This window comes from Flavonifractor sp. An92 (assembly GCF_002159175.1).
Lineage (GTDB): Bacteria > Bacillota > Clostridia > Oscillospirales > Oscillospiraceae > Pseudoflavonifractor_A.
This window is the reverse complement of sequence record NZ_NFGZ01000006.1, coordinates 55,022-76,019: the sequence shown is the minus strand read 5'-3', so window position 1 is coordinate 76,019 and position 20,998 is coordinate 55,022. Positions and strand designations below refer to the sequence as shown.

Sequence of the window (20,998 nt, the reverse complement as noted above, 5' to 3'; positions counted from 1 at the left end):
GCAGTGCTGTGGAACACGATTTTGTGATTGAGAACGGCGTTTTGACCAAGTACAACGGCCCCGGCGGGGAGGTAGTCGTCCCGGAGGGCGTGACAAAGATCGGCAATGGTGCCTTTTCCGGCTGCACCAACCTGACGCGGGTGACCCTTCCGGTGAGCGTAGCGGAAGTCGGATACCGGGCCTTTTACGGATGCAGCGATCTGACCCAGATGACCCTGTCTCTGCATCAGCTTCCTGGGGCGCAGGATATGTTCAAGCCCACCGCGAAAACAGTGGAGCTGCTGGTGCGGGACGGGGCCGGAGAGACCATGCGCATGGTCGCGTCCTTCCGGAAGGAGTATTTTGCCCAGAGCTGGAATTACCCCAAAGAGTACCTGATCCCGCTGGAGCCGGAGGACATCCCGGTGTATGACCAGCTTCTGGCCAGCGGGAAGCACGAGGGGTTCCAGATGAACGAGGACGGCCGGATCAAGGCCATGCTGCTGCGCCTTGCGGACCAAAAGCAGCCGGTGAGCCGGGAGTTTTCTGGAATCTTCGCGGACTTCCTGTCCGGAAAGACCAATAAGGTGGTCAAGCTGGCCGAGCGGGAGGAAAACGCCGCTTACATCCGCACCCTCCTGGAGGTGGGGGCCATCGATGAGACCAACCGGAAGCGGGTCAAAAAACAGCTGGCCGCTTCGGCGCTCGCGGACCTCCGGGAGCTGGCAGAGAAGCTGGATCGGGAAGAAGCCCCCGCTCCGGCGCCCGCCGGGGACAGCGAGAGCGCGGTGGAGCAGAAGTACCGGGACCGGCTGCGGAAGATCAACGCCCGCAGCGTGCTGCTGAAGCACGGCGTACAGGACCTGCCGCCGGTCCACCTGGCCGGGGGCACCGAGTTGGCCCCGCCGGAGTATCTGGAGCTCTGCCTGGCCGAATATCTGAAACAGCAGAGCAAGTGGAGCGCGGACCTGTGTCCCCTGGCGGACGAGGTGGTGGCCAAACTGGACCGGGATGAGCTGGTCCGGGCACTGCTGAGCCTCTCCGAGCGGGTGGAAGGCGAGTCGAAGCAGGCGGCGTTCCTCCCGGCAATCTTCCGTTATGCCGACGGCGAGACGACGGGCAAGCTCTATCGCAAATACAACGCCATCTGGAAGCTGCGCGACTTTGCCAAACACGCCCTGCTGTTCAGCGACACCCGGGAGGCGATGATTTATGCGGAGAAGAACCAGATGCTGCGGGAGTATGCCTCTCTCCGCAAGATGGACGAGGAAACGCTTCGGATCACCAAACTGCTGGACTTCGGCCTGGACGCCGACGGGAAAAAAGTCTACGACCTGGGCGGGAACACCGTGACCGTGACGCTGGGTCCGGAGCTGACCCTGAGCCTTTCTGACGGCAACGCGAAAAAGACCGTGAAATCCCTGCCGAAGCGGGGCGCGGACCCAGAGAAATACGAGACGGCCAAGGCCGATCTCTCCGAGATGAAAAAGAATATGAAAAAGGCCGTCAAGGTCTGCTGCAACCGGCTGTTCGAGTATTTCCTGAGTGGTCAGCAGATGAGCAAGTGCGAGTGGTCGGAGGCCTATCGGAACAATCCGCTGCTGCGCCAGGTGGCCTCCCTGCTGGTGTGGGCTCAGGGGAAAAAGACCTTCACGGTGGCGGCCCAGGGGACCGTGGACTCCGCGGGGCAGCCCTACCAAGTGAAGGACGAGGCGGTGTATGTGGCTCACCCCATGGAGATGGACCGGGACGATCTGGTGCGCTGGCAGAAGTATTTCACGTCCCACGCGCTCAAGCAGCCCTTCGCCCAGGTGTGGGAGCCGGTGGTGGACTTCTCCCAGGTAAAGGAGGATCGCTATCAGGGGATCGAGGTCCCGGCCTACCGCTTCAAGGACCAGGAAAAGCATGGAATTCGACTGGATATTGACCAGAACCACTATGATGTGTCGATTTACCTGACCGATTGTTGGCTTGGGGTGGATGGTGATGCGATTTTTGACGACTTGTTGGGGTATTCCTTGGACCGTTGTATCATGCTCCAGACCTTTGAATGCCGCAAGGAGAGCCGGGCGTCCAACCACATCATCGGACTTCTGGACAAGTGGACGGTGTACGGCCGTATCCTGAAGGATGATGTGAGCGCGGTGGAGTACCTGGAGAAATTCACCCTGGCCCAGGTGACGGAGCTGCTCAACCTGGCCATTGAGAATAGCTGCACCAACTGCACCGCCGCCCTCCTGGAGTATAAGAGCAGGCGTTTCGCGGACTTCGACCCCATGGATGTGTTCACACTGGAATGATCCTGGAACACTAGAAACAATACGGCCAGGAGCCCGAAAGGGCTCCTGGCCGTGTGCTTTGGTTATGGATTCTGTGATTGGTATGTTGATTCTGAACGAGATCTGTTCATCAGTCCATAGTTATCGGTTCCCTGATTGGTCTGGATATTCGCATCAGTGACCGGTGCGCATCAGCTCCATCACCACCGGGTCGTCGCAGTGGACACCACGGGCCTTCAGCTCTTGGATCTTGTCCTGGAACTGGGGCAGATACTTCTCGTGGGCCACCAGCAGCTCATCCAGCACCCGCTGGGTCTCCCCGTTGTTCTCCACCAGGGGATTGAGCACAAAGGCCTCCAGCGCCAGGCCGTAGTCGCCGGTCAGGGCGGCCTGGATGGTGCACTCCTCCATGGCCTTCATCATCTGGAGCCAGCCCTTTTCCGCCGGGGGCAGTGTTCCCCAGACCAGAGGCTGGGCGCCAGTAGCGGAGATGATGGAGGACACCTCCACAATGGAGTCGCCGTCCAGGCAGGGGATGGCCCCGTTGTTCTGGGTACTCACCACCATGTGGATCTTCTTGTTGCCATAGATGGCGCGGATGCACTCACAGGCGGCGTCACTGTAATAGGTCCCGCCGCGCTTGGAGAGCTGGGGCGGCTTGACGTGGAGCTCGGTGTTCTTGTAGATCTCAAAGAGCTTGTGTTCCGTCTGCTTCATCTGCTCGGCCCGGGTGCCGCCCGCCCGGAACTCCTCAAGGGCGTGGTCCAGCATGGCCTGCTTAAGGTAGTAATAGCGGTGGTAGCCGCAGGGCAGCAGGTTCATGCTATGCAGCAGCTCCAGGGGGAACTCCGCCTGGTAGATGTTGGCGGGGGTGCCGCCGTCCTTCTCGTTGATGTGGTCGATGAGCTGGGGTGTCAGGTCCTTGCCGTCCTGGTCAAAGACCTTGTGCCAGTGGAAGTGGTTGAGCCCGGCGAAGCGGTAGTTCAGGTCCTGGAGCTCCTTGCCCAGCAGCTTGGGCTCGGCCATCATGGCGATGGTGGGCACGTTGCACAGGCCGATGCACTTTTTCCAGCCGAAGTGCTTGATGACCGCCTCGGTCACCATGCCGCTGGGGTTGGTGAAGTTGATGAGCCAGGCGTCGGGGCACAGCTCCTTCATGTCCCGGACGATCTCCCCGATGACCGGGATAGTGCGGAAAGCCTTGAACATGCCGCCCGCGCCGTTGGTCTCCTGGCCCAGCATGCCGTGGAGCAGGGGGATCCGCTCATCCTTGATACGGGCGTCCAACAGCCCCACCCGGAACTGGGTGGTGACAAAGTCGGCGTCCTTCAGCGCCTCCCGGCGGTCCAGGGTCAGGTGGACCTTGACATCGTAGGGAGAGGCGTCCCACATCCGCTGGGCCAGGGCACCCACGATCTCCAGCTTCTCCCGGCCGTCCTCAATGTCCACCAGCCAGATCTCACGGATGGGCAGCTCCTCATACCGCTTGATGAAGCCCTCCATCAGCTCCGGTGTGTAACTGCTGCCGCCGCCGATGGTGACGATTTTGACGGGTCCTTTCATGATTCTTACCTCCTGAATGCTCCGTTTGTCCGGTTGTTTTTCGGTGCCCTCAGTATAGGGTCCGGGAGCTTCCGGTGCAATCACTCCGGGCCATCCAGAGATTTTTTCCCGAAAAAAGTTCCAGAGGAATCACTTCCTCTGGAACTTTTTGAAACGCTCAGGGGTCCTGTGTCCGGTCGTCCATAAAATCAATGGACGCTCGCAGGTATGCGATGTTCTTTTCCCGGTCCAGATTGTAGATGCAGCCGAAGAGCACATCCAGCATATACTGCATGGCGATGTGGGAGGAAAACTGGGAGATGCGGTCCCGCAGATTTTCCCGGCTGCTGATGCTCAGGGCGTGGGTGATATGCTGAGGATAGAGGTTGCTCCCGCTCTTGCCGATGAGGATGACCGGGATCTTTTTCCGGGAGAGCACCTGGAGGATGGGCCGGATGAAGCTGGCCCGGCCGGAGTAGGAGAGGATGAGCGCCACCCGGTCCGGCGTCGCAGCCAGGACCGTGGCCCGCTGGTTGTAAAAACCGTGGGGACAGTTGACGGTTTTTCCGATCGTCAGCATCTTGTCCTGAAAATTCTCCGCCGCGTTCAGGTTGTGGGCGTGGGTATAAATGTCGATGCCGCCGGCCTGGTTGAGGAGCCGGGCCACCCGCTGGACCTGGGTGAAGTCGATGTGCTGGTAGGTGTCCTGAATGGCGGCCTCGTAGAGCATGGCCAGCTTTTTGGCAATGGGCCGGGGGCCGTCGGTTTCCCCGAAGGGGTAGTTGACGTCGATCAGGTCCACATCGGCCTGAGCCTCGGCCAGATCCCGGGCTGCCGCCACTTTCAAATCATTGAACCCGCCGAATCCGAGCTTTTTGCAGAAGCGGTGTACCGCCGATTTGGACACGTTGGCGCCGCCGGCCAGATCCAGGATGGACATGCCGGGGACGCGCTCCAGGTTTTTCAGGATATAGGCCCCGATCTCCGCCTCCACTGGGGTCAGATGCTCGGCCTGTCGGATGCTGTTTTCCAGTGTCACAAAGAATCACCTCGTCTGCGGGCGGTTCCGCCCGGAGAAGCACAAGTTCACCCCTATTATAACGAAAGACCGGGCATACCGCAATGTTACGAAGCGGGCAGGTTTTTCCCGCGAAGCTCTGCCCACTGCTGGATGTAAGCGGCAAGATGGTGGTAATCATCCTGTTCCGCCGGCTGCATCTCACAGATAAAGCCGGCGATTTCCTCTGCACTTCTGTAATAGTGCTGCAGGTTCGAATTGCCGCGCTGCAGGATGTAGGATTTCAGGGCCAGCGTCAGCTGTTTTTTTCGGGTAAAAAACAAATTCTTGGAAAAGTCCATAAAAAAACCTCCTTACTCGTGTTGAGTAAAGAGTAACACATGTCTATCCTCTTGTCAATATAAAACAATAATCCATTATATCATATATAATAGCATTTTGTATATACAATGTCAAGTGTTTTTTTGAAAAACTTCAGAACATAATCCGTTCAAAGAAACGGTGCTGCCAGACGAAGCAGAAAGCGCGGCCCGATTTCGGGCCGCGCTTTGCAAAAACTATGGGTCACTCTCCGGCTCCGGCCCGCAGCGGCTTGGGGCTGGCCGCTTCTGCTTGGGCCTGAACGGGAGGCTCCGGCTGATTGGGGTAGATCCGGCGCAGCCGGCGGATACAGATGATGCTGGCGGGCACCAGGAAGAGATCGGCCGCGATCCAGGCCGCCGGCGAGGCGAAGCACACCGCGTCGTACCCAAAGATCGGCACCAGGCCGATGCCCACGGCGGTGCGGGCCAGCATCTCCAGCACGCCGGCCAGAATGGCAAAGACGCTGTATCCCATGCCCTGAATGGAGAAGCGGACGATGTTCACCAGGGCCAGGGGGAAGAAGAAGGCGGTGAAGATCACGGTATAGCGGGAAGTGAGGTCCACCAGCAGGTCCAGCTGGGGCTCACTGGGATTGAGGAACAGCATGGAGCAGGGGGCGGCAAATGCCAGCATGGCGCAGAAGGCCACCACCGAATACACCAGCCCCAGCAGGGAACAGGCCCGGATGCCCTGGCCCAGGCGGTCCAGGCGGCAGGCTCCCACATTCTGACCGCAGTAGGTGGCCATGGTGGCGCCCATAGCGTCAAAGGGGCAGCACAGCAGCTGGAAGAGCTTACTGCCGGCCGCTACCGCCGCCACATAGGTGCTGCCCAGCACATTCACGGCGGACTGGAGGACGATGGAGCCGATGGCGGTGATGGAGTACTGCAGGCCCATGGGGATGCCCATGGCACACAGCACCTTACAGGAAGTGCCGTCCACCCGCCGTTCTTCCCGGGTCATGCGGAGAATGGGGAACTTTTTCACCATATAGGCCAGGCAGGCCAGACCGGAGATGCCCTGAGAAACCACCGTGGCGATGGCAGCACCGGCCACGCCGGCGTCGAACCAGAGGATGAGGGCAAAGTCCAGGAAAATGTTCAGGAAGGAGGACATGGCCAGGAAGTACACCGGGGTGCGGCTGTCTCCCAGGGAGCGGAGAATACCCGCCAGCAGGTTATAGAGGAACGTGACGGGGATACCCATAAAGATGACGAAGATGTAGGCATAGGCCCCCTCAAAGATGTCCGACGGGGTGCGCATCAGGGTGAGGATACCCCGGCAGCCCAGGCCGGTGGCCACGGTCAGCACCAGAGAAAAAAGGACGGAGAGATAGGCCGCGTTGGCCACATACCGCCGCATCTGGGAGAACATCTCCGCCCCCATCCGCTGGGCCACTGGGATGGCAAAGCCGCTGCACACGCCGGTGCAGAAGCCGATGACGAAAAAGTTGATGGAGCCGGTGGAGCCCACGGCCGCCAGTGCCTGGGCGCCCAGGAGCTTCCCGACGATCATGGTGTCCACCAGGTTATAGAACTGCTGGAACAGCAGGCCCAGCAGCGTGGGGATGGTAAATTGAAGAATCAGCCGCATGGGGCTGCCGGTGGTCAGATTCCGGGTCATGCTTCTCGCTCCTCTCTTGGATCCATATGCGGACCTCAACGCATACCGCTCTATTATAGTCACGGGCTCCCCCACTGCCTAGGGTCTTTTTTCACAATTTTTAGCCGGATCTGCCCCGTCCCATTGCAGCTGCCGTTCTGGGATGAAAACGGCCCGAAGCGTACCGCGTGCCTCCGGGGTCTGTCCGCCCTGTTTATTTCTGTACGAAATAGTACTATGCTGGCTGCATATGTGGACATTTTGAAGCGATTCCGGTATAATATAGACAAATTTCGTGCAGATACTAATTTTGAAACGGAACCAATCCGGTGGAATCAGAAGGCAGGAGGGATCACGATGAACGGCGATTCGGATTTTATCATTCAGAACGGTGTGCTGAAGAAATACACCGGACCCGGAGGCAAGGTGGTCATTCCGGAGGGGGTGACCAGCATCGGGGAAAAGGCGATTTGGGACCAGAGCGGTATCACGGAGCTGTATATCAACGAGGGGTGCAAAACCATCGAGCTCAATTTCAGGGGATGTTCTGGCCTGCGGTTTCTGAAGATCCCCAGCAGCGTGACATATCTTAGCCCCCTCAACTATTTCGTCCTGGATCATGCGACACTGGAACTGCCGGCGGCACTCTATCGGGAAATCCCGTTTGAGAGTGAACGCGAGCGGGATGAATATGATCGGTATAACACCGTGTCCTATGAGCGCGCACAGACGTTTTTGGATTGCCGCCTGATGGGTCCGGAGGGCCTGCTGGGTCTGTTTTACAGCCGCCTGGACACAAAAGAATTCTTCTACCGGCCGGAAAATAGCCTGGCCTGCGATACGCCGGACGCCGCAGGCTGCCGGGCCTATGACGAGCAGCTCCCCAGGGAAAAGCCGCAGATCCAGCTGCTGGGCGCCATGGGACGGCTGTACGCACCCCTGGAGCTGACCCCGGAGCACCGGGCGGAATTCGAGACGCTCATCCGGGACAACGCCGCCAAGTGCATCACCCTGGCGCTGAAGCTGGACGACGCGGAGCGCCTGAGCGTACTGGCCGGACTGGGCCTGATCCATGGGAAAAACTACGCCAAGACCCTGAAAAACGCCGGGGAGAAGGGGGCGGCCCGCTGCGCCGCCTATCTGGAGGAACACGCCGGAGCGCTGCAGGCGGCCGCCGCGCCGGCCCAGAAAACGGCCTCCCGGGCGAAAACCGGAGGCGCTCCCCGGCACCCGGCCGAGGAGCTGGCCGCCCGGAATGCCAAGGGCCTGCGGGTCCAGAGCATCCTGACCCGGGCCAATCTCTCCGGCGTGCAGCTGCAAAATCTGCCCCAGGTGCGCTACAAGGACACCGGCGAGGCGGCGGACCCGGAGGTGCTGAAGTACATCCTGGCCGCCTATATGGGGCAGATGAAAAAGCGCCCGCCCATGAGCTCCTGTTATGAGACGGAGTATGTCCCGCTGGCCATCGACCCGGCTGTGGACGAGGTGGCGGCCGCACTGGACCGGGACTCTCTCCTGGCGGCGCTGCGGGAGATCGCCGACCTGGAGCACGGCACCGAGAAGCCCCAGCGCCTCATTCCCTATGCGCGCTACGCGCAGCCGGAGCAGATCCAGGAGCTCATCCGGCTCACCAAGGATTGGGCCCGGTGGTTTGACTATGGCTCGGCAGGGCGGAGCGCCATCGTGGTGGCCCGGGGCGCGCTCCTGCTCAGCGATACCCGGGAGGCCATGCTCTACGCGGAGCGGTGCGGCTGCCTGGACTACTACGCCCAGATCCGCGGCAGCGACGCCCAGACCTTCCGGGATACCCGGCTCTCCGACTTCGGCCTGGATGAGCGTGGTGAGAAGGTCTATGACCTGGGGGGCAACACCGTCACCGCCCGGCTGGGAGACGACCTGGCCCTCAGCCTCTATGATGGAAACGCCAAAAAGACCGTGAAATCCCTGCCGAAGAAGAACGCCGACCCGGAGAAATACGAGGCGGCCAAAGCGGACCTGGCCGAGCTGAAGAAAAATCTCAAAAAGGTGGTCAAATCCCGCATTGACCTGCTCTTTGCGGCCTTTTTGGACGGCAGGAGCCGGACAGGGGAGGCCTGGAAGGCCGCATACCAGACGAACCCGGTCCTGCGGAGCGTGGCCTCTCTGCTGGTGTGGAGCCAGGACGGGCACACCTTCACGCTCAGGGACGGTCAGCCCATCGACTCCAACGGAGCAGACTATCCCATCACCGATTCTCCCGTCGCCGTGGCCCATCCCATGGAGATGGACCGGGCCGATGTGGAGCGCTGGCAGAAGTACTTTACCTCCCATGCCCTCAAGCAGCCCTTTGCCCAGGTGTGGGAGCCGGTCATCGACTTCACCCAGGTGAGGGAGGACCGCTATCAGGGCGTCTCCATCCCGGCCTACCGCTTCAAAGGGCAGGACAAGCACGGCATCGGCTTTGCGTTCCAGTACGACGCCAGCGAACTCTCCCTGTCCTTCACGGACTGCCATCTGGACTTCGGTCCCGGCACTGCGGTGGAGCGGCATTTCCTGAATCTCCAGGGCGAGCTGACGCTGGGGGCGTTCCGCTATGAAAAGGAAAGCCGGGCGACCAATCACATCATCGGGCTCTTGGACAAGTGGACGGTCTACGGCCGGGTGTCAAAAGACGACGCCTCGGTGGTCCGGACGCTGGACGTCTTCACCCTGGCCCAGGTGATGGAGCTGCTGAACTTCGCCATGGAAAACCAGAGCACCAACTGCATCGCCGCCCTGCTGGCGTACAAGAACGAGCGCTTCGCCGACTTCGACCCCATGGACGTGTTTACGCTGGACTGAGCGCATGAAAATCCTGTAACCCTCCGGTTACAGGATTTTCTGTTGTCTCGGTCTGGGGGAGTTTGGCTGTTTGGGAGACATGGAACGGACTGTTTTTGTGCGATAAATACTATGCAGGCTGCATATGTGGACCTTTTTCGACGATTCGTATATAATTGGTGGTAAGATTTCTACGGCGGGTCGATGGGTGCAACGCCATCCCCAAGCTCACCGGAGCCAGTGCCATTTATTTCATAGAGAGAGGTATTGTCATGTCTCAACTGACGGAAAAACAGCAAAAAGTGGACCAGCTGGCCCGGGAGGTGCTGCTCCTCTCCCGCAATACGCTGCTGGTGCATCTGCGCTTTCTGGACGCGGCCCTGAGCCAGCTGGACCTGAAGCCCGGCCCCTGGCCGCTGGCCACCGATGGAGAGCGGATCTTTTACGACGCCCGGCAGGTGCTGCAGCTCTACCGGGCGGAGCGGGAGCGCCCGGTACGGGACTACCTCCATATGGTCCTCCACTGCGTGTTCCGCCACAACTTTGTGGACACGCTGCTGGACCACGACTGCTGGGATCTGGCCTGCGACGTGGCGGTGGAGGCCATCATCACCGAGCTGAACATCTCCGCGGCCGCAGCGGGGCGGCAGAGCCGCCAAATGGCCGTGCTGGAGGAGCTGCGGGGCGCGGTGAAGGACCTGACGGCGGAGAAGCTCTACCGCCATTTCCTGGACCACCGGCCCGACCCGGAGCGTTTTTTGAAGCTGCGGGAGCTCTTTTACGCCGACGACCACGCCCCCTGGTACCTGCCGCCGGAGCAGCGGTTGGCCCTCACCGGCCGGACGGGGGAAAGCGCCTCCTCCGATACCGGGGGAGACGACTCCATGGGCCGGGCCCGGGCGGGGCTGGCCCAGCGCTGGAAGGACATTTCCGAGCGGATGCAGACCGATCTGGAGACCTTCTCCCGCCAGCGGGGGGATACCGCCGGAGGACTGGTGCAGAACCTCCGGGCGGTGAACCGGGAGAAGTACGATTACGCCTCCTTCCTGCGGAAATTCGCCGTGCTGGGGGAGGCCATGAAGGTCAACGATGACGAGTTCGACTACATTTTCTACACCTACGGCTTGAAACTCTTCGGCAATATGCCCCTCATCGAGCCGCTGGAGTACAAGGAAGTCAAGCGCATCCGGGAGTTCGTCATCGCCATCGACACCTCTGGCTCGGTGTCCGGGGATCTGGTGCAGAAGTTCGTCCAAAAGACCTACAACACCCTCAAGCAGGAGGAGAACTTTTTCAAAAAGATCAACCTCCATATCATCCAGTGCGACGCGGACATCCAGGAGGATGTGAAGATCACCAACCAGGAGGAGTTCGACCGCTATCTGAGTACCATGCAGCTCCACGGCTTCGGCGGCACCGATTTCCGTCCGGTGTTCCGGTATGTGGAGGAGCTGCGGAACAACCGGGAGTTTGTGAATCTGAAGGGGCTCATCTACTTCACCGACGGTTACGGGGAGTTCCCGGAGAAACAGCCGGAGTACCCCACCGCCTTTGTGTTTGTGGACGAGCGGTATGAAATTCCGGAGGTGCCCACCTGGGCCATCCGGCTGGTGCTGGAGCCGGAGGAGATTTAAGGAGGAAGAATATGGGCAGCAATTCGGATTTTGTGATTGAGAACGGTGTTCTGACGAAATACACCGGACCCGGCGGGGAAGTGGCCATCCCGGCGGGCGTGACCGAGATCGGGGAACGGGCGTTTGAAGGCTGCGCCGCCCTGACGGAGGTGGTGCTGCCGCAGACGGTGCGGAGGATCGGGCCGTGGGCATTTTATCAGTGCGTTCATTTGACACGAATCGTGTGCCATGAGAAGAGCCGGAGCTTTCGCACAGAGGGGCCGCTGGTCCTATCCAAGCGGGGCGCCGCAGTAAAATGCTGCGCTCCCGGGATGACGGGCGTATGTGAAATTCCGGAAGGCGTTCATAAGATCGATGCCTATGCCTTTGCCGGCTGCTTTCAGCTAACGGGTCTTCGGCTCCCGGAAGGCGTTCTTTCCCTGGAAGAAGAGGCCTTGGCCGCGTGTACCGGCCTGAAGGAACTGACCTTGCCGGAGAGTGTGGCGTTTTTGGGGCCAAACGTGTTTGCGGATTGCGGTCTTCCCCGCTTGAACATCCGCAACGCGAACCTCTTTCTCGATGGAAGCGTCTTCGGGCCGCAGGGCGCTGGTGTGCGATGTTTGGTGGCGGAAAAGCTGTCGTTCAAGTCCTTACCCGCCTCCGTGAAACCTGCCGCGGTATGCGGCTTTACGGAGCGGCGGGAAGAGGCCCCCGATTCCTACGACCCGGCAGAGCAGGCGGCTTACGAGGCTTACATAAAAAACCAGCGGCGACGGCTGTTTCGCCCCGCACTGGAGCATCTGCCCCTTCTGCGTTATCTCATGGAAAAGCATCTGATTTCCAAAGACGAACGCCCCAACCTCCTGGAGGAAGCGGTCCGGGAGAATATGGTGGAGGCCTCAGCCCTGCTTTTGGAGTATCAAAACCGGGCGTTTGGTGCTGAAACGCCAGAGACGATGTTGAAACGGGACATGCGCGCCCTGGAGACCGGGAGTCTGCCGGTAGGCGAGCTGAGAAAGATCTGGTCCTATCGGAAGCGGGAGGACGGTACCTGGATGATCACCTCCTACAAGGGCTGGGATCAGATCGTTCAGGTGCCTGCGAAAATTGGAAGATCGGTGGTGACCGCGATTGGAGAAAATGCGTTCGGCACCGCTTGGGAGACGGAATCGCGCCTCTACGAGGAATACCGCCGCACCAGAGAGCGTCTGGTACAAGTGGAATTGCCGGAGACCATTCAGGTCATCCACAGCCAGGCATTTGACGGTTGTTTCAGCTTGGAGCGCCTGATCGTTCCCGGCTCCGTAACAGAGATTGGAAAATGGGCCTTCGATGATTGCCCAAAGCTGACCATCTATACCACTGCAGGCAGCTATGCCGAGCAGTACGCCAAGGAACACAACATCCGTTTTGAAGCGGAATAAGGGAGATTTTTTATGGAGCGGGATTTTGTAATTGAGAACGGTGTTTTGAAGAACTACACCGGACCCGGCGGGGATGTGGTGATCCTGGAAGGTGTGACCGAGATCGGGGAACGGGCCTTCTTTGGCTGCAGGGGTCTGACCCGTGTGACGATCCCGGCGGGTGTGACCATGATCGGCGATTATGCCTTCTATGACTGCATGGGTCTGACCCGTGTGACGATTTCGGAAGGCGTGACCGAGATCGGCGAGTGGGCTTTCTCCGGCTGCACGGGGTTGACCAGCGTGACCATCCCGGAGAGGGTGACCAAGATCGGCGAGGGCGTATTCTCTGGCTGTATGGATTTGACACAGATCGAGATCGCACCGGGAAATAGGCAATTTTCTGTGGAAAACGGCCTGATGATTTCCGAAAAACGGCATTGTGTGATATTTGCCATGGGGAACCTGACCAGCGTCACGATCCCAGACAGCGTGACGAAGATCGGCGAGGAAGCCTTCCGTGGCTGCAAAGGCCTGACGAGCATCACCATCCCAGCGGGTGTGACGGAAATTGGCTGTGCTGCTTTCTGGCACTGCACGGGTCTGACCAGCGTGACAATCCCGGATGGTGTGACCGAGATCGGCGGGGGTACTTTTGCGGACTGCACGGGTCTGACCAGCGTGACGATCCCGGCGGGTGTGACCGAGATCAGCGTGTCTGCCTTCGAGAAGTGTAAAAAACTCACCATCCACGCCCCGGCGGGGCCCTATGCCGAGCAGTACGCCAAGAAGTGCAATATCCCCTTTGTGGCGGAGTGAGGCGGCGGGATGGAGCATATTTCGATTCTGGACCTGGTCACCCTGGCGGTATCGGTGGCGGCGGCACTCTTCTCGGCGGCCACCTATTGGAGAAATGTGATCCACGACCGCAGGCAAGCCACGCTGGACGCCTTCCAGGTCCTCCAGGAGCAGGCCTTCGACCGGCTGAATCAGTATACCCCGGCGGCTGTGCGGGAAATCGCTCAGGACCCACGCCCCGGGGCATATAAGGAGCTCAGCGGCTGTCTGGCCCGCATCGAGCACTTCTGTGTGGGGGTCAATCAGCGCATCTACGACCGGAACACCATGTATGAGCTGGCCCACGGCTATCTGGACGGACCCACGCTGCACCGGCGGATCGGGCCGCTTCTGGAGCGCAAGAGCCGGGGGGCAGACGAGGACTACTATGCAAATCTCCGCTCCGTTCTGGCATGGATGGAGCAGGAGACAAAACGGCGGAGAGGGAGAAAACCATGAACATCAAAGAGGCAAAAGAGCAGATCAAGAACGCCATGACGGCGTATTTTTCCAAGGACGAGTTCGGCTACGAGATCCCGCCGGAGAAGCAGCGCCCGGTGTTTCTCATGGGCCCTCCGGGCATCGGCAAGACGGCCATCATGGAGCAGGTGGCCGCCGAGATGGGGGTGGGCCTCATCTCCTACTCCATGACCCACCACACCCGCCAGAGCGCCCTGGGCCTGCCCTTTATCGTCCACAAAAACTATGGCGGCTACGAGTGTGACGTGTCGGAGTACACCATGAGCGAGATCATCTCCTCGGTCTACGACATGATGGAGGAGACGGGCATTCAGGAGGGCATCCTCTTCCTGGACGAGATCAACTGCGTCTCCGAGACGCTTTCCCCGGTGATGCTCCAGTTTCTGCAGTACAAGGTCTTTGGCCGCCACCGGGTCCCCGACGGCTGGATCGTGGTGACGGCGGGCAACCCGCCGGAGTACAACAACTCGGTGCGGGAGTTCGACATCGTCACCTGGGACCGGCTCAAGCGCATCGACGTGGAGCCGGACTTCGACGTGTGGAAGGAGTACGCCTACCAGAAGGGGGTCCACCCGGCGGTGCTGACCTATCTGGAGATCAAGAAGGCGGATTTTTACAAGATCGAGTCCACGGTGGACGGCAAGCGCTTCGTCACCGCCCGGGGCTGGGACGACCTGTCCCGGATGATCCAGGTTTATGAAAAACACGACCTGAAGGTGGACGAGAAGCTGGTGGGGCAGTACCTCCAGAATCCCAAGATCGCCAAGGATTTTGCCATTTACTACGACCTCTTCAACAAGTACCGCAGCGACTACCAGGTGGACGCCATTCTGGCGGGCAAGGCCAGCAAGAGTATCAAGGAGCGGGCGCAGGCCGCCAAATTCGACGAGCGGCTGGCCCTGCTGGGCCTTATCCTGGACGCGGTCACCGGGAGCCTCAAGGAGGTCATGGAGGAGGAGGCCGTGGCCTTCGACCTGATGGCCGTCCTGAAACAGTTCCGCACCAACCTGACCGCCCATCCCACCCTCTCCCCGGCGGAGCAGATGGGCCGCATGGCGGAGGAGCAGCGCAAGCGCCTGGCCAGCAGCCGGAAGGCGGGCAGCCTCTCGGCGGAGGAGGGGCGGCAGAAGATGCAGCTCCTTCAGGCGCTGGAGCACCTGGAGGAACTGCTGCAGCGGGAGAGCAACGGCGCGAAGGCCTTCCAGCTGGCCAAGGCCGACTTTGACGCCCGGGTGATGGCTCTGGGCGATAACGCCCAGGCGGCCCGGAAGAAGCTTGCCAACGTGTTCCGTTTCTGTGAGGAGGTCTTTGCCGAGGGCCAGGAGATGCTGATCCTGGTGACGGAGCTGACCATCCACCCCCACGCGGCCAAGTTCATCGCCCGCTACGGCTGCCCGGAGTATTTCGTCCACAACAAGGAGCTGCTCTTCTACGAGCGGCAGCAGGACATCATCACCGAGCTGGAGCGCCTGGACCTGGACGACGAAACCGAGTGATTCTTCGCTCAGGCGCGGTGGAGCAGGCCCTCGCGCTGCATGCGGCGCATGGTCTGGAAATAGACTGGCACCAACAGCAGCGATGCGCCGCACCAGGCCAGAGGAGTGGCCAGACAGATACCTGGATAGCCGATCCGTGCCCCCAGCAGCACCGTGGCCCCCACCCGCAGTACAAGCTCCGTGATGCAGGCCAGGAAGGGCGCCAGTCCGTTGCCCATGCTTTGGATGGAGGAGCGATAGGTCATCAGCACCCCAAGAACCAGGTAAAAGGGCGCCACCGCCAGCAGATACTGGTCCGAATACATGCAGATGTCGGCCGTTGCCTGGCTGACGAACAGCGGCACGACCAGAGGCCGGCAGAGCAGGATGCCCACGCACAGGACCAAATTGAGCACGCTGGTCTGAAGCAGGCAGGCCCAGACTCCGGAGCGAATGCGTCCGACCTGTCCGGCGCCGTGATTCTGAGCCACATAGTTGGAGATGGAGACACCCATGGCATTGTCCACCAGTACAGAGACTTGGTCCACCTTGGTGGCGGCCGTGTAGCCCGCGATGGCGGACGACCCCAGCGCGTTGACGGCGTTCTGCATGGCCAGCTGACCGATGCACATCACCGACATCTGAAAGCCCATGGGAAAGCCCAGCTTCAGGTGGCGCAGAAGCACCCGCCGGGAGCAGCGCAGATCGGACCGGCGCAGGCGCAGCACCGCAAAGTGCCGCGCTCCCGCCGCTGAGCTGAGTACCGCTGAGAGCAGCTGGCTCAGAACGGTGGCCCAGGCGGCTCCCGCCACTCCCATGCCCAGCGCCACAATGAACACGATGTCCAGAAGAACGTTCAGTATGGAGGAGAACACCAGGAAGATCAGAGGCGTGCGGCTGTCTCCCAGAGCCCGGAGCAGATTGGAGATCAGGTTGTAAAAGATGGCGGCGCCCGAGCCCAGCAGCACCACAAACATATAGTCGTAGGCCATGGAGAAAATCTGCTCCGGTGTGTTCATCCAGACCAGGATGCGCCGGGCCAGCATGCAGCACGGCACAGTGATGCACACCGTACAGAGCAGGCATAGCCACAGAGAGGCGGCGATGCTCTCTCGCATACCGGCCTCGTTGCGCTGGCCGCACTGGTATCCAAGGCAGATGCCGAAGCCCCCGGTTACCCCCTGGATGAAGCACAGGACCAGATAGAGGATGATACCGGTGCTTCCGACCGCAGCCAGCGCATCCGGCCCCAGAGCCTGGCCCACGATGACGGAATCGGCCAGTGTGTAGAACAGCTGAAACAGATTTCCGCCAATGACCGGCAGGGAAAAGGTCAGGATGGTGGGAAAAGGCTTTCCTTTTGTCAGGTCCTGTGTCATAATGAAAAAACCTCCTTTTGGAAAGGGTGTTGGCGATGCGGTCCATTCAGATCCAGGTCGATCAGAAACAGCGGGAGCTTTCCGAGCACGGCACCCCTCAGTTCCCGCTGGAGATCAACCATGATGTGCTGGATGATTTCGATGAGCACGCCATCCGATGCCATTGGCACGAAGAGCTGGAGATCCCCGTGGTGGTCCAGGGGGCGGTCTGCTGCCAGCTGAAGGACCAGACCTTCGAGCTGAACGCGGGGGAGGGGCTTGTGATCAATTCCCGGGTCCCGCATTCCATTCGGAACCGGGGAAGCGGGGAGCCGGTGCTCCTCACCACGATCTTCCATCCATCCCTTCTGTATGATTCGCCCTCCAGCGCCGTCTATCAGAAGCTGCTGTGCCCCTACCTGAATGCAGCAGAGCTGGCCGGCCTACCGCTGCCCGCGGAGGGCGTGGTGCGCATGGAGGAGATTGACGCGGTGTATGAAAAGGCCCCCTTCGGCTATGAGCTGCAAATCAAGGGGCTGCTGTGTACGCTGTTTTTTGAACTGCTGTCTGGCCGCCGAGAGCAGCTGGCATCGGCCAGACCTGTGGAGACACAGGCGCTTTCCAGACTGGGGAGCCTATTGGATCTCCTCCACGAGCGCTATGCGGAACCGCTCTCCCTGGCCCAGCTGGCCGCGCAGACAGGGCTGTCCCGTGAAGGGTGCTGCCGGCTCTTCAAGAGTATGACGGGAAAGACTATTTTCCAGTACCTGGAGGACTATCGGGTCACCCAGGGCGTGCGGCTGCTCCAGGAGGAGGCGTACTCCATTACCGAGGTGGCCTATCTGGTCGGCTTTGGGAATCCGGGGCGATTCTCGGCGGCCTTCGCCCGGCGCATGCACTGTACGCCCAGCCAGTTCCGAAAAGGGCTGTGCCCCTCCGATGACGCGCCGCCATGTTCTGCCCGGAACGGGGAATAGTATAGGCGATGCAGCCTCCGGCGGAAAGACGGATGTTGCGAAAAATCAGCCGGATATTGACCTGAAATAATCAGCCGCCCGCGGAAACTTCCGCGGGCGGCTGATTGGTTTTATTGGGATCAGAGCTTGAACTGAAGGCGGTAGTACTCCGGGCGGAAATAAAACTTAGCCCGCGCAAACGGCGCGCAGCCCCCGTCGTACAAGAGGGCCTCCAGCAGCAGCAGCGGCGTGCCCTCCGGGATCTGGAGGTGGGAGGCCTCCATCTCGTTGGCGTAGACCAGCTTCACCGTTGCATGCCAGAATTGGGCGTGCTCGAAGATCAGCTGTGTGACCAGCTGCTCCACGGCGTCCTCCCGGGTGATGTCCACATCCAGCTCATTGAAGAGTGCGGTGGGGATCTGGGTGAAGGAGTAGCCGATGATGGTCTCATTCTGATGATAGAGGGCGTCGCTGGCCAGAACGAGGTCCCCCTTTTCCAGCTTCAGATTGACCCGGGCGATGTCGGTGGGAGGGCCGTAGTTGTACTGGATCTCCACACTGTCCACCTTTTCCTTGGCGAAATGGGTCATGGGATTGAGCAATTTTCCGCCGATGGGGGTCTCCTTCCGGGGGGCCACGATGGTGCCGCGGCCCTGTGCCCGCACGATCAGGCCATCCTCACACAGGATCGCCAGGGCCTGGCGCAGGGTATTGCGGCTGACGTTGTATTTCTCTGCCAGAGCCACCTCTCCGGGCAGGCTTTCGTTTTCCGGGTAGACACCGCTGGTGATATCCGCGTAAAGGGAGTTGTAAATTCCCACATAGGTGGGGATTTTGCTGTGTGCCAGGCGCTTTTGCATGTGTTCCTCCTCTTCCAGGCAGAACCTCGATTGGCTGTACTTGGATTTAGTATAACACCCCCCGTGAACAATGGCAAGGGAGGAGGTGCATCTTGTGCAACAAGTTGATTTTGAAAAGATGCCACATCTCTGCACAAAAGGGATTGACAGGGGAGAGAGGAGCTTGTATATTATTAAACAAGATAAAACTTGTTCAACAAGATAGGGGGCGGTGAAAGGATGATCCGCTGTCAGGAACAGCACCGGGCCGAGCTGGTGGCCTATCTCAGCCGAAAGATCCACTTCAACATCTTTCTGCTGTCGGACATCCAGCTCTATGGATTCTCCCATCCGAATCAACAGGTCTTTCGGCTGACCAACCCGGATGGAGGGATCCGGGGCGTATGCCTGCGCTATTACGGGAACCTGCTGTTGAGCGGGGAGACGCCGGACCGGACGGCGCTGCACGACTGGGTGACGTCCGGTGTGCGCACCATCATGGGCGAGGCCTCTCTGGTCCGCCGGGCGGGGGAGTATCTGGGTGACCTGGGCGTCTATCAGGAAAAACGGCTGCTGGCGCTGCCCAGGAGCTGGACGGGGCAGGAGGAGGCCCTTCCAGTCCAGGTGGCCACAGAGCGGGATGTGGACCGGCTCCACGCCTTTTTGATGACCGTTCCCGGCTTCCAGGCGCTCTATGGAGAGAAAGATATGATCTCCAACCGGATCGCCAGCGGTGAGGGAGTCCACCTCTACTGTGAGGACGATGGGAAGATCATCGCCCACATCAACAGCGCTGCCCAGACCGCCGGAGCCTGTATGCTGGGCGGACTGGCCGTGGCGCCGGAGTATCAGGCGAGGGGACTGGGGACGGCGCTGACGTCCACCCTGTGCCGGTGTATGGCGCGGGAGGGCCGTCAGCCCCACGTGTTCAGCGACTGCGCCGGCGAGCACTCTCTGTTTGAAGCCCTGGGCTTCCGGGAGATCGGAAAGTGGGGGGTGTTCTCGGTATCTGAATAGGGCCAGCATCCCATACTATCACCTTGATGAGGAGAGAGAACGATCATGAAACAAAATCAGACGTTGCCCCTTCGCAAAATGTTCGGCTATTCCATCGGCGCACTGGGCGATTATGCTGCATACGGCTTCATCTTTACCTTCCTGTCCTTCTTCCTGACGACCGTGGCCGGCATTTCCCCAAAAGTCTCCGGCGCGATCCTGTCCATCGCCATCGTCTGGGACGCCATCACCGACCCCATCTGCGGCATGTGCATGGACGTGTGCCGGGCCAAGCACGGAAAGCGCCGCGCCTTTGTGGGGGCGTCCATCATCCCGCTGGGCGCATCCATTGTGCTGCTGTTCCTCAACGTGGACTTTGCCCCCAACATCAAGAACCTCTACTACGGTTTTATCGTTCTGGTGTTCTGGACGGCGTACACCATCTGGAACATCCCCTACTACTCCATGGGCGCGGTGATCGAGCAGGACGACTATGCCCGCACCAAGATCTCCGGCATCCGTCAGGTGACCGGCTTCCTGGGTACCTTCTGCGCCAGCTCTCTGTCCACCTTCTTTGTGGGCAAGCTGGTGGAGCGGGGCGTGGCCACCGATACGGCCTGGCTGTACATGGCCATGGGCATCGCGGTGATCGTGATGGTCACCATCTTCATCGTCTGGCGCAGCACCTACGGCCTGGAGCCCGTGGAGGAGGGGCCTGCCACCAAGACCTTCAGCATCGGGGCGCTCTGGCAGGAGATCCGGGAGGTCATGAGCTACCGGCCCTATCTCGTGGTGATCGTGGCGGCGCTATGTACCAATGTCTATATGGCCCTGTTCAATTCCAGCGTGCTCTACTACACCACCTATTGCCTGGGCGTCACCGAGGTGCAGGCCTCCGTCCTGTTCACCGTGCAGACGGCCACCTCCATCGTGGCGGTGCCGTTCCTGATGAAGGCCGCCCAGATCTTTGATAAAAAGTACGTCTACGTGGCCTGCATGGGCTTCAGCGGCGCAGTGATGATTTTGGCCAAGCTGGTGGGGATCGGGAGCCTGACCGCCGCCACCATCTATATGCTGCTCCTGAGCATCGGGCCGGCCGCCTACTGGATGTTCATCTTCAATTTCCTCTACGACGTGGCGGACGCGGAGGAGGCCAAGTCCCACAAGCGCAAGGACGGAATCATCATGTCTTACTACTCCTTCCTCCTCAAGCTGGGCGGCGCGGTGGCGTCGCTGGTGTTCGGCCTTCTGCTGGACGGGAGCGGCTTCCTGGCCGACGCGGCGCAGCAGACCGAGCAGGCGCTGGGGACCATTGAATCGCTCTACACCATCCTGCCCGGCGTGTTCATGCTCATCGCCGGCCTGGTCCTGCTGCTCTCCCCCCTGACCCGGGAGCGGCTGGAGGCCATCCGCAGCGGCAAAGAGTAAATAAGATCAAGTCATCTGTTCTGTACCCGAA

The 20,998-nt window shown here is 60.3% G+C and carries 16 protein-coding genes; 10 read left to right on the top strand and 6 right to left on the bottom strand.

What is annotated here, in order from left to right:
- The first annotated feature begins 8 nt into the window (after positions 1 to 8).
- Positions 9 to 2,279: a DUF4132 domain-containing protein gene (locus B5G43_RS06255; protein WP_087259616.1), complete on the top strand. Its 2,271-nt coding sequence runs from the start codon at positions 9 to 11 to the stop codon at positions 2,277 to 2,279.
- Positions 2,280 to 2,432: 153 nt separating this feature from the next.
- Here the strand turns inward: B5G43_RS06255 and B5G43_RS06250 are convergent, their stop codons facing one another.
- The 4 genes from B5G43_RS06250 to B5G43_RS06235 form a co-directional block, all read right to left on the bottom strand.
- The gene (locus B5G43_RS06250) at positions 2,433 to 3,821 is read right to left on the bottom strand and encodes a 6-phospho-beta-glucosidase (RefSeq protein WP_087259615.1); all 1,389 of its coding nucleotides are present in this window, start codon (positions 3,819 to 3,821) and stop codon (positions 2,433 to 2,435) included.
- A 157-nt stretch (positions 3,822 to 3,978) separates the two neighbouring features.
- The gene (locus B5G43_RS06245) at positions 3,979 to 4,839 is read right to left on the bottom strand and encodes a MurR/RpiR family transcriptional regulator (RefSeq protein WP_087259614.1); all 861 of its coding nucleotides are present in this window, start codon (positions 4,837 to 4,839) and stop codon (positions 3,979 to 3,981) included.
- Positions 4,840 to 4,925: 86 nt separating this feature from the next.
- The gene (locus B5G43_RS06240; RefSeq protein ID WP_087259613.1) at positions 4,926 to 5,159 is read right to left on the bottom strand and encodes a hypothetical protein; all 234 of its coding nucleotides are present in this window, start codon (positions 5,157 to 5,159) and stop codon (positions 4,926 to 4,928) included.
- Positions 5,160 to 5,382: 223 nt separating this feature from the next.
- Complete coding sequence (locus tag B5G43_RS06235; RefSeq protein ID WP_087259612.1) at positions 5,383 to 6,804, bottom strand: MATE family efflux transporter; 1,422 nt, start codon at positions 6,802 to 6,804, stop codon at positions 5,383 to 5,385.
- A 336-nt stretch (positions 6,805 to 7,140) separates the two neighbouring features.
- Here B5G43_RS06235 and B5G43_RS06230 point away from each other — a divergent pair, with 336 nt between their 5' ends.
- The 6 genes from B5G43_RS06230 to B5G43_RS06205 all read left to right on the top strand — a co-directional run bounded on the left by B5G43_RS06230 (position 7,141) and on the right by B5G43_RS06205 (position 15,411).
- On the top strand, positions 7,141 to 9,603 hold the full coding sequence (locus tag B5G43_RS06230; RefSeq protein WP_158097372.1) for a DUF4132 domain-containing protein: 2,463 nt from the start codon (positions 7,141 to 7,143) through the stop codon (positions 9,601 to 9,603).
- 251 nt (positions 9,604 to 9,854) lie between these two features.
- A complete protein-coding gene (locus B5G43_RS06225) occupies positions 9,855 to 11,216 on the top strand; it encodes a VWA-like domain-containing protein (protein WP_087259610.1) in 1,362 nt (453 codons plus the stop codon).
- Positions 11,217 to 11,227: 11 nt separating this feature from the next.
- The gene (locus B5G43_RS06220; RefSeq protein ID WP_087259609.1) at positions 11,228 to 12,619 is read left to right on the top strand and encodes a leucine-rich repeat domain-containing protein; all 1,392 of its coding nucleotides are present in this window, start codon (positions 11,228 to 11,230) and stop codon (positions 12,617 to 12,619) included.
- Positions 12,620 to 12,631: 12 nt separating this feature from the next.
- Positions 12,632 to 13,417: a leucine-rich repeat domain-containing protein gene (locus B5G43_RS17295; protein WP_087259608.1), complete on the top strand. Its 786-nt coding sequence runs from the start codon at positions 12,632 to 12,634 to the stop codon at positions 13,415 to 13,417.
- A 9-nt stretch (positions 13,418 to 13,426) separates the two neighbouring features.
- Positions 13,427 to 13,894 (top strand): hypothetical protein, encoded by a 468-nt coding sequence (locus B5G43_RS06210; RefSeq protein ID WP_087259607.1) that lies wholly within the window; start codon positions 13,427 to 13,429, stop codon positions 13,892 to 13,894.
- On the top strand, positions 13,891 to 15,411 hold the full coding sequence (locus B5G43_RS06205; protein WP_087259606.1) for an AAA family ATPase: 1,521 nt from the start codon (positions 13,891 to 13,893) through the stop codon (positions 15,409 to 15,411). Before B5G43_RS06210 ends, B5G43_RS06205 begins: the two co-directional genes overlap by 4 nt.
- Before the next feature lie 8 nt (positions 15,412 to 15,419).
- Here the strand turns inward: B5G43_RS06205 and B5G43_RS06200 are convergent, their stop codons facing one another.
- On the bottom strand, positions 15,420 to 16,769 hold the full coding sequence (locus B5G43_RS06200) for an MATE family efflux transporter (RefSeq protein ID WP_087259605.1): 1,350 nt from the start codon (positions 16,767 to 16,769) through the stop codon (positions 15,420 to 15,422).
- Between the two features lie 35 nt (positions 16,770 to 16,804).
- Here B5G43_RS06200 and B5G43_RS06195 point away from each other — a divergent pair, with 35 nt between their 5' ends.
- Positions 16,805 to 17,725, top strand: coding sequence for an AraC family transcriptional regulator (locus tag B5G43_RS06195; RefSeq protein WP_087259604.1), 921 nt, complete (start codon positions 16,805 to 16,807; stop codon positions 17,723 to 17,725).
- Between the two features lie 119 nt (positions 17,726 to 17,844).
- Here B5G43_RS06195 and B5G43_RS06190 read toward each other — a convergent pair whose 3' ends face one another.
- A complete protein-coding gene (locus B5G43_RS06190; RefSeq protein ID WP_087259603.1) occupies positions 17,845 to 18,564 on the bottom strand; it encodes a GntR family transcriptional regulator in 720 nt (239 codons plus the stop codon).
- Between the two features lie 219 nt (positions 18,565 to 18,783).
- On the opposite strand from B5G43_RS06190, the gene B5G43_RS06185 reads away from it, so the two are divergent.
- Positions 18,784 to 19,560, top strand: coding sequence for a GNAT family N-acetyltransferase (locus B5G43_RS06185; RefSeq protein WP_087259602.1), 777 nt, complete (start codon positions 18,784 to 18,786; stop codon positions 19,558 to 19,560).
- A 45-nt stretch (positions 19,561 to 19,605) separates the two neighbouring features.
- On the top strand, positions 19,606 to 20,967 hold the full coding sequence (locus B5G43_RS06180) for an MFS transporter (protein ID WP_087259601.1): 1,362 nt from the start codon (positions 19,606 to 19,608) through the stop codon (positions 20,965 to 20,967).
- Positions 20,968 to 20,998 lie beyond the last annotated feature (31 nt).

What these genes read in the sequence shown, in the direction of transcription:
- B5G43_RS06200 (WP_087259605.1), bottom strand. Translation starts at nt 16,769, where the DNA reads ATGACACAGGACCTGACAAAAGGAAAGCCTTTTCCCACCATCCTGACC.
- B5G43_RS06210 (WP_087259607.1), top strand. Translation starts at nt 13,427, where the DNA reads ATGGAGCATATTTCGATTCTGGACCTGGTCACCCTGGCGGTATCGGTG.
- B5G43_RS06185 (WP_087259602.1), top strand. Translation starts at nt 18,784, where the DNA reads ATGATCCGCTGTCAGGAACAGCACCGGGCCGAGCTGGTGGCCTATCTC.
- B5G43_RS06220 (WP_087259609.1), top strand. Translation starts at nt 11,228, where the DNA reads ATGGGCAGCAATTCGGATTTTGTGATTGAGAACGGTGTTCTGACGAAA.
- B5G43_RS06235 (WP_087259612.1), bottom strand. Translation starts at nt 6,804, where the DNA reads ATGACCCGGAATCTGACCACCGGCAGCCCCATGCGGCTGATTCTTCAA.
- B5G43_RS06250 (WP_087259615.1), bottom strand. Translation starts at nt 3,821, where the DNA reads ATGAAAGGACCCGTCAAAATCGTCACCATCGGCGGCGGCAGCAGTTAC.
- B5G43_RS06180 (WP_087259601.1), top strand. Translation starts at nt 19,606, where the DNA reads ATGAAACAAAATCAGACGTTGCCCCTTCGCAAAATGTTCGGCTATTCC.
- B5G43_RS06195 (WP_087259604.1), top strand. Translation starts at nt 16,805, where the DNA reads ATGCGGTCCATTCAGATCCAGGTCGATCAGAAACAGCGGGAGCTTTCC.
- B5G43_RS06190 (WP_087259603.1), bottom strand. Translation starts at nt 18,564, where the DNA reads ATGCAAAAGCGCCTGGCACACAGCAAAATCCCCACCTATGTGGGAATT.
- B5G43_RS17295 (WP_087259608.1), top strand. Translation starts at nt 12,632, where the DNA reads ATGGAGCGGGATTTTGTAATTGAGAACGGTGTTTTGAAGAACTACACC.
- B5G43_RS06205 (WP_087259606.1), top strand. Translation starts at nt 13,891, where the DNA reads ATGAACATCAAAGAGGCAAAAGAGCAGATCAAGAACGCCATGACGGCG.
- B5G43_RS06240 (WP_087259613.1), bottom strand. Translation starts at nt 5,159, where the DNA reads ATGGACTTTTCCAAGAATTTGTTTTTTACCCGAAAAAAACAGCTGACG.
- B5G43_RS06230 (WP_158097372.1), top strand. Translation starts at nt 7,141, where the DNA reads ATGAACGGCGATTCGGATTTTATCATTCAGAACGGTGTGCTGAAGAAA.
- B5G43_RS06225 (WP_087259610.1), top strand. Translation starts at nt 9,855, where the DNA reads ATGTCTCAACTGACGGAAAAACAGCAAAAAGTGGACCAGCTGGCCCGG.